Origin of the sequence: Paenibacillus sp. FSL E2-8871 (assembly GCF_038000345.1) — a bacterium.
In the GTDB taxonomy this organism is placed as follows: Bacteria; Bacillota; Bacilli; order Paenibacillales; family Paenibacillaceae; genus Paenibacillus_AQ.
Map to the genome: position 1 here is coordinate 5,166,933 of NZ_JBBOBV010000001.1, position 14,198 is coordinate 5,181,130.

The 14,198-nt window shown below is 45.2% G+C and carries 5 protein-coding genes; 1 reads left to right on the forward strand and 4 read right to left on the reverse strand.

Annotated elements, in window-relative coordinates; all coding sequences use genetic code 11:
- Positions 1–15: 15 nt before the first annotated feature.
- Both NYE25_RS23395 and serS read right to left on the reverse strand, forming a co-directional pair.
- On the reverse strand, positions 16–7,824 hold the full coding sequence (locus tag NYE25_RS23395; protein WP_341146944.1) for a 5'-nucleotidase C-terminal domain-containing protein: 7,809 nt from the start codon (positions 7,822–7,824) through the stop codon (positions 16–18).
- A 226-nt stretch (positions 7,825–8,050) separates the two neighbouring features.
- Positions 8,051–9,337, reverse strand: a complete 1,287-nt coding sequence (gene serS, locus NYE25_RS23400) for a serine--tRNA ligase (protein ID WP_341146945.1) — start codon at positions 9,335–9,337, stop codon at positions 8,051–8,053.
- Positions 9,338–9,834: 497 nt separating this feature from the next.
- Between serS and ssuE the strand changes: the two genes are divergently transcribed.
- Positions 9,835–10,383, forward strand: coding sequence for an NADPH-dependent FMN reductase (gene ssuE, locus NYE25_RS23405; RefSeq protein WP_042184465.1), 549 nt, complete (start codon positions 9,835–9,837; stop codon positions 10,381–10,383).
- Between the two features lie 171 nt (positions 10,384–10,554).
- Here the strand turns inward: ssuE and NYE25_RS23410 are convergent, their stop codons facing one another.
- Positions 10,555–11,586, reverse strand: coding sequence for a ribonucleotide-diphosphate reductase subunit beta (locus NYE25_RS23410; protein WP_341146946.1), 1,032 nt, complete (start codon positions 11,584–11,586; stop codon positions 10,555–10,557).
- A 241-nt stretch (positions 11,587–11,827) separates the two neighbouring features.
- Positions 11,828–14,161: a ribonucleoside-diphosphate reductase subunit alpha gene (locus NYE25_RS23415; protein ID WP_042184468.1), complete on the reverse strand. Its 2,334-nt coding sequence runs from the start codon at positions 14,159–14,161 to the stop codon at positions 11,828–11,830.
- Positions 14,162–14,198: the final 37 nt, after the last annotated feature.

The window sequence follows — 14,198 nt, forward strand, 5'->3', positions numbered from 1 at the left end:
AGCTGTGAGCCTTTATTAATTGATGAACTGAAGAGATTTCAAGGTCTTCTCCAGCATCGTAACGGCTTCAGCACGAGTTGCCAGCTTTTGTGGAGCAAAGGAACCGTCTTTCGCTCCTTGAATGATGCCCTCAGCAGCGATTTCTGCTACTGCTGCTTGGGACCAAGCAGGAATGCTTGCTGCGTCACTGAATTTAGCTAGTGCTGCAGGATCGGCATTTAAGGTTTTGCCCGTGTACTTGATGGCTTTAGCTAATACAGAGGCCATTTCTTGCCGAGTGATCGGGCTACCTGGCTTAAAGCTGCCATCGGTATAACCGGAAATCAATTCGGCTTCTGCAGCAGTGCGAATAGCATCAGCATACCATGCGCTTGGATTTACATCCTTAAATGTTGTCTCGCCACCCGTTGTCACAAGTCCAAGAGAACGCGTAATTAATGCTGCGAACTCAGCCCGTGTGATCGACTGTGAAGGAGAGAATGTCTCGCTATTGGTTCCACTAACGATCAGTTTGGAAGCTAACAGATCAATGGACGCTTTAGCCCAGTGTCCGCTAATATCTCCGAACGTTTTGGAAGATTTAACAACGGTGTAATAGCTGTTGCTATTCCGTTTAATCGTAACATCTGTTGTTCCATTAGCCTTAGGGGCAAATATCGCAGGCACGAAGGAAATCTTGCCTGTAGCAGGATCGAAGACGACTGCCGTTGCGTTATTTGAATTTAAGGAAGTAGGTACATTGATCGTCCGATTAACATAAGTACTGCCGAAGTTGTTCAGCGGTACACGCTTAGATCCGGCTACTGCTGAAACACTAAATTCGATTACTGGAGCAGCTAAAGTAGCATTACCTAGCTGTGAAGCGATAGCTTGGTTTGTGCTGCTTAGCGTTTTCGAATCCGCTAATAGAATGGATACTGTAATTGTAAAGTCGCTGGTGCCTAATTGAGCGGCAAGCGATACACTGTTTACAACACTGAGCGACAAGGAATACGAAGCGCCATCAGTAGTAAGGGTAAGAATGGTGTTAGGCTGTGCAGCAGCTTGTTTTACAAGCACACTGCCTGGGAGTTCTACTTGAGCGCCGCCAGTAGTCGCTTTAACCGGAATAACCAGTTCATGTTTACCAGTTGGCAGTTCAGCAAGTTGTTTGGTCAGATCAGCAGCATCAATTGTTGTTACTTGCGGTGCATCCGTTGGTGCAACCGTTGGTGCTGTTGTTGCAGTAGGTGTTGGTGCTACTGTTGATGTTGATGTTGGAACTGTTGGTGATGTTGGCACTGGTGTCGGAGTTGGGGTTATCTCCGGCAGTGGTGCACCTTTCAGATCCACAATCCGGCCCTCAACAGCGGAAGTGTTAGCAGTGACATTTCCAATCTTCTGAAGATACTTCGTAAATACATCAAAGTCCGGCAGGTACAGTAGATTCACGCGACCTTCTTTATAGGCCTTTTCAAGTGAAGTGTAGAAATCTCCACCCTTAGCTGTGAAAGCATTAGTAGCTACTTCATAAGATGCTTTTAGATCTAGAGGAACATATTTATCCCCGTTCTTCACTTCAATACGTAATACGCGTTCGTTCACAGGCTTCGTAGAGTCATAGTAGAATTTCAACCCTGCAACATGCGGGAAACGTCCGTCTGCTGCTGGAGTTTTGGAAACCCCATTCTCCATTGCATCCTTAATTTCTTGTCCGGTCAAAGTGATCGTAACCAGATCGTTGTTGAAAGGAAGTACTCCGAGTACTTCACCTTGTGTAATCGGTCCTTCATTGATGGACTCGCGAATACCGCCACCATTTTGCAGGGCGATTACGGCATTAGTGCCAGCTTTCTTGGCTGCAAAAAGCATACCATCGGCAATCAGGTTACCGAGGTTGGTTTCCTTTGTACGAACATTATCACGAACGCCGTTGAGGACAACCTCTGAGTTACCTACTACCTCATTGGTTAGCTCTTGAATGCCTGGCTTATATTCGGTATCCAGGATCTTTTTAGCTTCAGGATCCTCTGCGATAACATAGTTAGCGCCGTTCTTAGCGTCGATGGAGATTAATTGGTCTTTCCAATCTGTCAGTACGCCATCTTTGTTAAATTTAACTTCAAGTTGTCCAAGGAAAAGTCCTTTTTCACCAGATTGTACAATAAGCTTCGGTGCTTTTGGATCGCTGTTATCTACAACGGCTTGATTCAGTTGCGTGTGGCTGTGACCACCGACAATAATATCAATACCGTTAACCGCTTTGGCTAACTTGAGATCTTCTTCGTAGCCAAGGTGTGAGAGAGCAATAATCTTGTTAACCTTTTCTTTTTGCAGCATAGCGACAGTTTCTTTTGCCTTCACTACAGCATTCTCAAAAGTCACTTTACCTGGTGAAGCAATGTTGGCAGTATCTTCTGTCGTCAAACCAATGATACCAACCTGTTCTCCGTCAACTTCTTTGATTAGAGCAGGGTAGATGGTTGCCGCATTACCCGATCGACCAATTTCGTTGGTGAACATTTTGCTTAGAATATCATCTGCAGAGAAATTCACATTGGATGAGACAAAAGGGAATTTAGCGTTGCCGATAAATTTGGAAAGCACTTCAGAACTTTCACCATTTTTATCAAATTCATGATTACCGAAGGTCATAGCGTCATATTTGACCAGATTCATAAAGGCCAGATCTGCTTGACCCAGATACTTGTTGAAGTAGAGCGTTCCGGAGAACACATCACCCGCATCGAGAAGAATAGGGTTTTCTGTAGTCGCCTTAGCATTTTTGATTGCCGTTACACGGCGCAAGATGTTGTTTGGTGAGCTTACCGTATCTAGTCCTGCATGCGTATCGTTGGTGTGTAGAACTGTTAATGGGAAGTCTTCAGTTGTCTCCGGCAGTGGTGCACCTTTCAGATCCACAATCCGGCCCTCAACAGCGGAAGTGTTCGCAGTGACAGTTCCAACTTCTTTAAGATACTTCGTAAATACATCAAAGTCCGGCAGATACAGCAGATTCACACGGCCTTCTTTATAGGCCTTCTCAAGGGAAGTATAGAAATCTCCACCTTTAGCTGTGAAAGCATTAGTAGCTACTTCATAAGATGCTTTTAGATCTAGAGGAACGTATTTGTCTCCGTTCTTCACTTCGATACGTAATACACGTTCGTTCACAGGCTTCGTGGAGTCATAATAGAATTTCAACCCTGCAACATGCGGGAAACGTCCGTCTGCTGCTGGAGTTTTGGAAACCCCATTCTCCATTGCATCCTTAATTTCTTGTCCGGTCAAAGTGATCGTAACCAGATCGTTATTGAATGGTAGTACTCCGAGTACTTCACCTTGTGTAATTGGTCCTACATTGATGGATTCGCGAATACCGCCACCATTTTGCAGGGCGATTACGGCATTAGTGCCAGCTTTCTTAGCTGCAAAAAGCATACCATCAGCAATCAGATTACCAAGGTTGGTTTCCTTTGTGCGAACATCGTTACGAACGCCGTTCAGAATAACCTCTGAGTTTCCTACTACCTCATTGCTCAGTTCTAGAATACCTGGCTTATATTTGGTATCCAGGATCTTTTTAGCTTCAGGATCCTCTGCGATAACGTAGTTAGCGCCGTTCTTAGCGTCGATGGAGATTAATTGGTCTTTCCAATTTGTCAGTACGCCATCTTTGTTAAATTTAACTTCAAGCTGTCCAAGGAAAAGTCCCTTTTCACCAGTTTGTACAATAAGCTTCGGTGCATTAGGATCGCTGTTATCTACAACCGCTTGATCTAATTGCGTGTGGCTGTGACCACCGACAATAATATCAATGCCATTAACCGCTTTGGCTAACTTGAGATCTTCTTCGTAGCCAAGGTGTGAGAGAACAATAATCTTGTTAACCTTTTCTTTTTGCAGCATAGCGACAGTTTCTTTTGCCTTCACTACAGCATTCTCAAAAGTCACTTTACCTGGTGAAGCAATGTTGGCAGTATCTTCTGTGGTCAGACCAATGATACCAACCTGTTCGCCGTCAACTTCTTTGATTAGAGCAGGGTAGATGGTTGCCGCATTACCCGATCGACCAATTTCGTTGGTGAACATTTTGCTTAGAATATCATCTGCAGAGAAATTTACATTAGATGAGACAAAAGGGAACTTAGCGTTGCCGATGAATTTGGAAAGCGTATCAGAATCTTTATCAAATTCATGATTACCGAAGGTCATAGCGTCATATTTGACCAGATTCATAAAGGCCAGATCTGCTTGACCCAGATACTTGTTGAAGTAGAGTGTTCCGGAGAACACATCACCAGCATCGAGAAGAATAGGGTTTTCTGTAGTCGCCTTAGCAGTTTTGATTGCTGTTACACGGCGCAAGATGTTGTTTGGTGAGCTTACAGTATCTAGTCCTGCATGCGTATCGTTGGTGTGTAGAACTGTTAATGGAAAATCTTCAGCAGTACTAAAATCAATCTGTGCTACAACCGCATCATGATCGGATACCCGACCTTTCGATGGAGAGAAGTCGGCATTTAGATGGACGACATCTACTTTGGAAGAAGTCGTTAGATTTTTACTGACAAGAATATGATCCAGTACTTGAGAGTTTCCGTCATAGGTGTACGTATACTGCTCATTTAAAGGCAATGTGTCAATCAAATTGTCCAGCTCTGTACCTTTTAAAATAGTTGCAGTTTTAGTGAATTGGAAATCATTCAAATCGCCAAGAGCTACGACGTTGGCTTCAGGATTAGCAGTCAGAACCCCTTTGACAAATCCGTTTACGACCACCGCAATTTTATGACGTTGTGTTTCACTGGACAATACCGGTGGCTGAACGTTCCCGAAAGGACCATTATCGCCGCCTTTTGAATTGAAATGGTTTGCGATCACGATCACTTTTTCGCCGCCGAAAATAAATTGTGCAGCAAGTGGTTTACGTGAACTAGCAAATGCAGCATTCGTTGGATCAATTCGTCCCGGATTGTAGGTCAGCTTGTCTGTCGCTGCATCATAAGCAACGGATTGCGTAGAAGTGCCTTTTTGACCGTTTATACTATCCGCAAGCTGTACTCTTGCTGGATTGTACAAGAAGCCTACGCGAATGTTTCCGCCTGGAGCTCCGCCATCCTGATTGTTGACTGGAGCGATGTCTGTGTATTTATATACAGGACCGCCAGCAGTTTCAATAGCCTTAATCAGTTCGTCAGCACTTGCTTCAGTGATTCCATTGTTGGTTTCACCATTGCTATCCTGCATTTCGACCACGCCGATAATGTCAGGCTTTTTCATATTATTCGTGATGGAGTCGGCAAGTTTCTGGATTTTTGTTGCTCCGACGCCTGGGTAGAAGTTCTCAATGTTGTATGAAGCGATTAATAGCTTGTCCTCATTAACCTCAAGAGTAGTTGTTTCTTGTTTAAAAGTACTTGGGGTAATGGTTGGCAGCTTACCGTTCTCCGGAATTACTTTGAAATTGCCATTGTTGTATCCGATGACCCCTGTAACATCTCCAGCGAACCTATCTCCGGTGATTACTTCTTGACCCGGATTTCCATAAGCAATGATAAGGCGCTGAGGATTGAATTGGTTATATTCTTTTAGAACTAGTCCACCAGCTGGTGTGATGACATCAGGAGTATCATTTTCTACTCTTGTAGGGATGTTATAAAGCATGGAATTTCCGCTACCACTTGTCCAGTAAGGACTAATAATCGTAGGGGTAGGGAGTTTTACAAGCATACCTTCTAACGATTCATAAAAATCTATGGCATCTTCACTAGGTTCAAAATCAGCCATGCCGTCATTATCAATGATGGAAGAAGGAATAGCTCTTCCACCTTTGCCAAGTACGATAGGTTCAGGCACAGTATAACTAGAAGAGGAATCTACTGTTAGTGATGTCATATTAATTTGAGTGGAGGTTAGATTGCTCGCACTTCCTTCGTTATACTCGGAAACAGCTCCATTAACGCGCACTAAATCTCCAACTTTAGGTTTAAGGGATGCATTTGTGCTGTAAACGAAAATCCCTTCCGATGTGTTCACATTATTGTCCGGCTGAGGGTCCTGCATAAAGAAACCTCTATAAGCGCCAGTTGCGAATGTGTATCCGTATTGGGTAACGATACCTTCTACGTCAGTAACGTTCTGACCTACATACTCAGAGGCATGAGATTCTCCTTGAATATCATGTATACGAGGGAGATCAGAAGCTATATATGCAAAGGTATATACCTTACTTGTCTTGCCATCTGCTACGACAATTGCACGGATGGTAAGATCTTTATTAACTGTAATTGGATCTGAATAAAGCTTGCTTGCTGCTGTCGGTTCAGTTCCATCGGTCGTGTAGTGAATTTGTGCTCCAAGGGTAGGGCTGGATAGGGTCACAGCACTTCCTTTAATGATGCGACCTGCACCAGGGCTCGCCATTACGGAAAAGGTTTCTTCCACCAAAGCGTTTTCGTTAAGTGGAATGAATTGATAAGTTGTATTATATTGCTCGATAACCCCAGTGATACTATCAAAGGCTGCATCCTTTACTAGTTTAGGCAGGGTTGAGAAAATTGTGAATTGTTGTCCGCCTTGACTTGCAGTCACTGTATTTCCATTTACATTGTCTATAGTGACATTATTCATAGTTACCAGCTGAGCTTCATGGTTTTCGCCGTTCGCTGCAGACAAGTCGGTTGCTGTAATCAATTTAGGTGCGGGTACACCTACATCACTCGCAACGACAGAGTATTGAAGTCCACTTTGGAGTTTAAGCTCTTGCAGGTTGCTGTAGATATCCATCTCGCCACTAACTGCAACACGATCTCCAACGTTTGCGAACTCTGGGAATCCATAAAGTACGATCCCGCCGGTTCCATCCTGAATATACATTTTTGCTGCGTTAATGTGAGTTACGATACCTTCTGTTGAAATATTCTGACCTTTATTACCAAGGCGTGCTGTTGCGACGTCTGTTTTGGTAAGAATCGTGTAGTCAAAAGTCGTTATTGCGCTGTTTGGCATATTCGGTTCTGAAGCATACGCTTTAATCGTAGTGTCCTCAGTTAAGGTAATAGGCCCTGTATAAGGTTGAAAATCAGTTGAACCACCTGATCCATAAACAGCTGAATAGACGGATGCTCCAACTGTCGGAGAGTTCAGAGAAATTTCTGTGCCTACCGGCCACGCATTAGCGGCTGGTGAAGCTACTACGGAGCTAGCTGTCTCTGGTGCTTTACCATAACTACTATTGCGTGGACTTGCTGCTTGAACAACAAAATCCGTAACGTTGTTATCCGTATCTAGACCACGGCTATCAGCTGGTGCACCAGCTGCGGCTTTACGAATAGCGGCTGTTGCGTTGGTGAGAGCAGGGGTTGGAGTTCCCTCAACACCTGTAGCTGTACCATAGCCTACTAAATCTATCGTATTATTCGATGGGTCAACCAAGTCGACTTTACCGTTTGTCCCACTCATAGCTAGGATACCTGCGGCATCAGGAGTAGGTAGTGCAGCAGTTCCTCCTGTTCCTGCAGCCTCTTGGACGAGGTAGTATCCATTTGCAGGAATAGTTCCTGTTAATTCTGTTCCGCTGCTAAAGGTTCCAGTTGCGGAAGTATACCGAACTTTCCATCCAGTCAAAACTACTGGTTTGTTGGTAGGATTGTATAATTCAATAAAATCATTCTTAAACTCTGCTCCGCTGTTTCCACCACCACCATAGACTTGTGAGATAACAATATTGCTATTATCCGGTGCTGCCTCGGCAGTCTGAATAGCTGGTAGCACACTGCCGACAAGCATTAACATTGCCAGTCCACTAGCCCACCATTTCCTTACTCTTGAAGAAATAATCATTTGGATAAGTATTCTCCCCTCAAATCTTTTATTAGAAACCTACTAAATGTTAGCACTCATATGTAAAATGAAAGGTCGTCTAATGTTAAACTTTACATTTTAATAACCATAGAGAATGAACAATTGACCCAGGTATAACGTTTCTGGAAAAAAATAATGCCCATTCAGCTTCTTGTTGAGAAGTGAATAGGCATTATTTATTTCAAATTTACTTGGATAAAACAGACTACTGTTGTGGAAGCTCTAGCCGCTCTAATCCGTCCATATATTTGCGCAGCGCCTGAGGGATGTAGATAGAACCATCCTCTTGCTGGTGATTCTCCAGCAGCGGGATCAGAATTCTTGGTGTAGCCACTGCGGTGTTATTTAAGGTGTGGCAGTATTGTAAGCGACCGTCCGCATCCCGATAACGGATGCCCGAACGACGAGCTTGGAAATCGAGTAGATTAGAAGCCGAATGGGTCTCACCGTATGCGCTTCTGCTAGGCATCCATGTCTCGATGTCATACTGCTTATGCGTCTTTAGGGACATATCCCCTGTGCAGACAGCCATAACTCGATAGGGGAGCTCTAAGAGCTGGAGAATGTGCTCGGCATTCGCGAGGATCTCGTGAAGCATATGGTCCGAGACACCCTCGTCATTTCGGCATAAGACGACTTGCTCGATCTTCGAGAACTGATGTACGCGGTACAGCCCGCGCACATCTCGCCCCGCTGATCCAACTTCACGGCGGAAGCAAGTCGACATTCCGGCTAATCGCATGGGTGTGTCGAGCTCTACAATCTCGTCGCTGTAGAGTGAAACTAGCGACACTTCAGATGTGCCTACCAGCCAGCGATTATCTCCGCTGAGCTCGTACGTCTGATCCATCCCACCCGGGAAGAATCCGGTTCGCTCCAACGCTTCAGGGCGGACAATCACAGGAACATCCATCACGGTGAATCCGCGTGTAGTGAGCACATCTAGGGCAAGTCTTTGAACAGCGAGATGTAACATCAGGCCGGCTCCTTTGAGCACATAGCTGCGAGGACCGCCTGCTTTGACGCCACGGGGAATATCAATAATATCGTGGAGTTCACCTAGCTCCACATGATCACGAGGCGCAAAGCCGAATTCCGGCACCGCTCCGTTCAACCGCAGTTCTACATTATCGTTATCATCGTGGCCGATGGGTGTATCCTGCGACACTGGATTCGGTGCGAGCAGCATGAGCTCTCTACAGCGGCGTTCAGCCTCGTTCAGATCTGCTTCCAGCAGGCTCAGCCGATGATTGAGTTCCCGTACCTGTGCTTTGACGATCTCTCCAGCAGGGCGGTCACCCTGCCGTAATAATCGTTCAACCTCTTTGGTTAGCCCGTTACGTTCGGCTCTCATTTGTTCTGTTTCTTGTCGCAGGCCCCGGCGCTTCTCATCCCAATCCAGCAATTCATCCAGTGGGAAGTCGATTCTTTTCCAGGTGGCAGTGTTTCTTACAAGTTCTTGATTATCCTTGATCCAGTTCATTTCCAGCATATCGCTCGCTCCTTTTTGTTTAAAAGATAAGAAAGTGTAAGTTTCACACTTCACTTTATCCTTCTATTTCTCGCACAAACACTTACCGTCCTTATAAGGACGACGAAGGTATTTATGCTTGAAAAAACGCAAAAAACGCCCTCATCCATGGGACGAGGAGCGTCAGCTCGCGGTGCCACCCAGGTTGATCGAATCTCCTTAACAGCAGGAAAGAATTCGACCCTCTTTGGTCTTCGCGGTAACGGGCGAAACCCGGTGAACTTAGGGAGTCATTATAGGCTCCGGTCGCAGACGCCTCACGGTTGGATGCCGATCATTGGCCTGATTCTTGGATTTAATATTGTTGCTTAGTATATCGCAAGAGTGGGATGAGCGCAAGCGTTTATGGTTTGACAATAATATCTAATCTGCGATAGGATTAATATTAATTTAAAGTATTCCTGTCGGGATAAATACTTGCAGTGTGAGCTGCTTAATAGGATGAAAGAGGTGGAGAAGTGGCTAAAATTGTTGTGATTAACGGAACGCCTTCCTTGGTATCGCGCATCAATGCAGTTATAGAGTATGCGGAGGCAAGCTTAACGGATCAGGGCTTTGAGGTTGAGCGTATTAACGTAGCAGAGCTGCCAGCGGAAGATTTGATTCATACCAAGTTTGAGAGTGATTCTATCGTTAAAGCGAATGGCCTTGTAGCCGAAGCGGATGCGGTAATCGTGGTTAGCCCGGTTTATAAAGCCTCTTATACAGGCGTGCTGAAGACCTTCTTGGATCTAGTTCCACAAAAGGGATTGGCCGGTAAAATCGTACTCCCGCTCTTCATGGGTGGCAGTCTTGCACATCTTCTCACGATTGATTATGCATTGAAACCTGTATTGTCTGTACTCGGTGCACGTTACATTCTTGGTGGAGTGTATGCCGTGGATTCTCAGGTGGTTCGTAATGATCACGGAGTGGTAGAGCTTGCTGAGGAGCTGAAGCTGCGACTGAATGATGCGTTAGCTGAGCTGGCAGAAGAAACTACACATCGTGTGGAACGCAAGGCTTAAGACTAAGTAGCAAGCATTCTGTTTCGGATGGATTCATACCAACTATATAAGCGTCTCATTCATACCTGATCCAAGGGGTGAAGGGACGCTTTTTGCTATAGTAAAAAGGCCATCTCACTGTGAAAGTAGAGAATGGCCTCTTTTTTATATAGGGTTCGTTATAATCCGGTCTTACAAATCGTCGAATCCATTATCGTCGCCAACCTTACCGTAGTTACGGGATTTAGCTTCGAAGAAGTCGGTTTTGGTGGCATTAAGTGCATCATCGGAGAAAGGTTTGATCCAAGGCATGCAGTTAACGTCAACGCCTTGGTAGGCTTTTTCCATACCCATCAAAGTTAAGCGCTTGTTCGCTGTATATTTGATGTAGTCACTAAGCTCGTTAAGATCAATACCGCGGACATTAGTAAGGGTGTAGTAAGCCCAGTTGGTTTCAAGCTCTACCGCGCGGTCGATCGTACGATACACGTAATCCATGTTCTCTTTAGTGTTCAACTCAGGGAAATCTACAAGCAGCTGCTTAAATACTTCTGCGAAGAAATAGCAGTGCTGATTCTCGTCACGTTGGATATAAGAGATCATTTGGCTGGTCGCCATCATCTTCTGGTCACGGGCCAGATTGTAGAAGAAGGCGAAGGTGCTGTAGAAGAAAATTCCTTCTAAGATGAGATCCGCTACCAACGCATGGAAAAAGGTTTGTCTCGTAGGGTTATCACGGAACTCTTGATAAATATCAGAGATAAACTGATTGCGTTCCAGCAGGACAGGGTCTTTTTTCCAATATTCAAAAATTTCTTTCTGCTCACTTTCCGACACGATTGAGGAAAGAACATAGGAATAGGATTGGTTATGCACCACTTCTTGTTGTCCGATAATGGCAGAGATAGCTTCTAGAGAAGAGTCAGTAAAATAACGCTTCACGTCGCTCACGAACATCGTCTGCATCGAATCCAGCACAGCGAGTAGGGAGATATTAATCTTAAATACGCGTTGTTCCTCAGCATCGAGCATAGGGAATTGTTGCGCATCTTTGGACATTGGGATTTCATCCGCGATCCAGTGATTCAGCAGCAGCACCTTGTACAGCTTGTACATATGCGGCATGCGAATATCGTTCCAGTTCAGAATACCGGAGCACTCACCGTCGATGATGCGTGTGGATTGGTTGGGTACTTCAGTGTTAAAAATCTTTTGTAGTTGCATTTATTTTCCCTCCATTTTTTTGCGCGGGTAATTCGTCTTGTCTGATCTTTAATTAAATTAGGTTGATGAAGTAACGGAGAGAAAGTTTGGAGCTGTAGGAGCGATAGCGTTCGCCTTTATCCTCGGATTTCTACCGCGAAGACGGTATAGATCAAGAAATCTGAGGATAACAGCGACCGGAAGCCCAAACATTGCTCGCAGTTACGATTAAATCACCGAATTTTTTAAAGCAGTAAGACTCTTAGCTAGCGCAAGAATCACACTCTTCTATTGTCAAAGCACGGCTACGCACATAATAAGTTGATTTCAATCCGCCCTTCCAGGCGTTCAGATGCAGCTCAAGGAACTCGGTAGCCTTGATGTCAGGACGAACATACAGGTTGAAGCTTTGACCTTGATCGACGTGACGCTGACGAGCAGACGCCATGCGGATCGACCAGTTTTGGTCAATTGTAAACGCAGTTTTATAGTACCAAATCGTCTTGTCGGACAGATCGGGTGCTGGGTTAGCGATCTTGTAAGTTGTTTTCTCTTCATAGGAAAGCAGTTCATACAAAGGATCAATGCTGGCTGTGGAGCCGGCAATAATCGATGTGGAGCCGTTCGGTGCAATCGCGAACATCCATGCGTTACGAACACCGTCTTTAGCCACTTCTTCTTGCAGCTCGCGCCATTGTTCAGTCGTTACATATTTACCTTCTTGTTCACCGCTAACGTAGCCACGTGAAGTAAAGTATGCACCTGTCTCCCAATCGGAACCGGCGAACTTCGGATAACGGCCTTTTTCACGGGCAAGCTCCATGCTCGAACGTACCAACAGGTAGTTGATGTGTTCATACAAATGGTTGTTATATTCTACGGCTTCATCAGATTCCCAACGAATGCCCTTGAGTGCCAATAGGTGATGCAAGCCGAATGTGCCGAGACCCACTGCGCGGTATTGGCTGTTCGTGTATTGTGCTTGCAGAACTTCAATATTATTAATGTCGATTACGTTGTCCAGCATACGTACTTGGATAGGTACAAGTCTTTCCAGCACACCAGCTGGAATCGCACGTGCCAAGTGAATCGAATTCAGGTTGCAGACTACGAAATCGCCAGGGATTTTGGAGATAACAATCCGGGTCTTGCCATCTTTGGTTACTAATTCTTCCTGTTCAATAACGGTAGCGGATTGATTCTGCATAATTTCTGTGCACAGGTTGGAAGAGAAGACCATACCTTGGTGACGGTTCGGGTTCGTCCGGTTAACCGTATCACGGTAGAACATATACGGAGTACCTGTTTCAAGCTGTGATTTCATAATCCGTTTCATGATGTCGATCGCAGGAACAGTAATACGGGACAATTCCAGATTGGCTGTAGCTTCAGCATATTTTTCACGGAAAGTGCCTTTACCAAGCTCTTCATCGTAGAAGTCTTCCAGACCAAGCGGACGACCGTTCTCATCCGTCCAGCCCATAACCTTCTTCACTTCATGAGGGCAGAAGAGGTTCCAGTGGCTGCGTGATTCAACGGCTTCCATGAACAAGTCCGGCAGGGTTACACCGTGGAATACGTCATGTGCACGCATACGCTCGTCACCATTATTTAGTTTAAGATCGAGGAAAGCGAGAATATCTTTATGGAATACATCAAGGTAGACAGCGACTGCACCTTTACGTGTTCCGAGCTGGTCTACACTGACTGCTGTATTGTTCAATTGGCGAATCCAAGGGATTACGCCGGAGCTAGTGTTCTTATGGCCACGGATATCCGAACCCCGTGCCCGTACTTTACCAAGGTAGACGCCGATACCGCCGCCCATTTTGCTAAGGCGCGCTACGTCTGTATTGGAATCAAAGATACCCTCTAGGGAATCGTCCACCGTATCGATGAAGCAGCTGGAGAGCTGTCCAGCGACCTTTTTGCCGGCATTGGACATTGTAGGGGTAGCAGCTGTCATGTAGATGTTGCTCATAGCCCAGTAAGCTTCTTTTACAAGCTCAAGACGTTTCTCGGCTGGCTCACGGTGCATGAGGTACATGGCGATAATCATATAACGTTCTTGCGGAAGCTCCATTACACGGCCGTCAAAATCATGCGCCAAATAACGGTCGGATAGCGTAAGCAGACCGATATAGTCAAACAAAAGATCGCGTGTATAATCGATACACCCACCTAGTTCGATAATTTGTTCTTTGGTGTAATGACTTAGAAGCTCTTCACGATAGATTCCTTTTTTTACGAGATCCGTAATTAGCGGGTACAGCTCACCGTAAGGCTCTTCTGGATAAGCTTTATAGCGGCGATGAACGGCTGCTTTTTTATAAAGGGTAGTCAGAAGGGCACGGGCAGCTGCAAACTTCCAAGTAGGCTCTTCTTTCGTTACAAGCTCTAGAGCGCTCATGGTGAAGGCATTGCTAATTTCTTCTCCGCTTACGGAGTCACGACGCAGTTTGGAAATTACTCCCCGTAGCAATGTTTCTTTATTTAGTTGATCAAGACCTTCCAAGATACGGTCGGCGTATACGGAAAGGCGCTTCTCATCAAAAGCCAGTTGGCGATTGTCTGGTTTTACTACGAATTGTGGCATGGTTATTTCATCCCTTCTTATTTTGGGTTAATTTTGA

Coding starts and splice junctions, on each gene's coding strand:
- NYE25_RS23395 (WP_341146944.1), bottom strand. CDS start 7,824: ATGATTATTTCTTCAAGAGTAAGGAAATGGTGGGCTAGTGGACTGGCA.
- serS (WP_341146945.1), bottom strand. CDS start 9,337: ATGCTGGAAATGAACTGGATCAAGGATAATCAAGAACTTGTAAGAAAC.
- NYE25_RS23410 (WP_341146946.1), bottom strand. CDS start 11,586: ATGCAACTACAAAAGATTTTTAACACTGAAGTACCCAACCAATCCACA.
- NYE25_RS23415 (WP_042184468.1), bottom strand. CDS start 14,161: ATGCCACAATTCGTAGTAAAACCAGACAATCGCCAACTGGCTTTTGAT.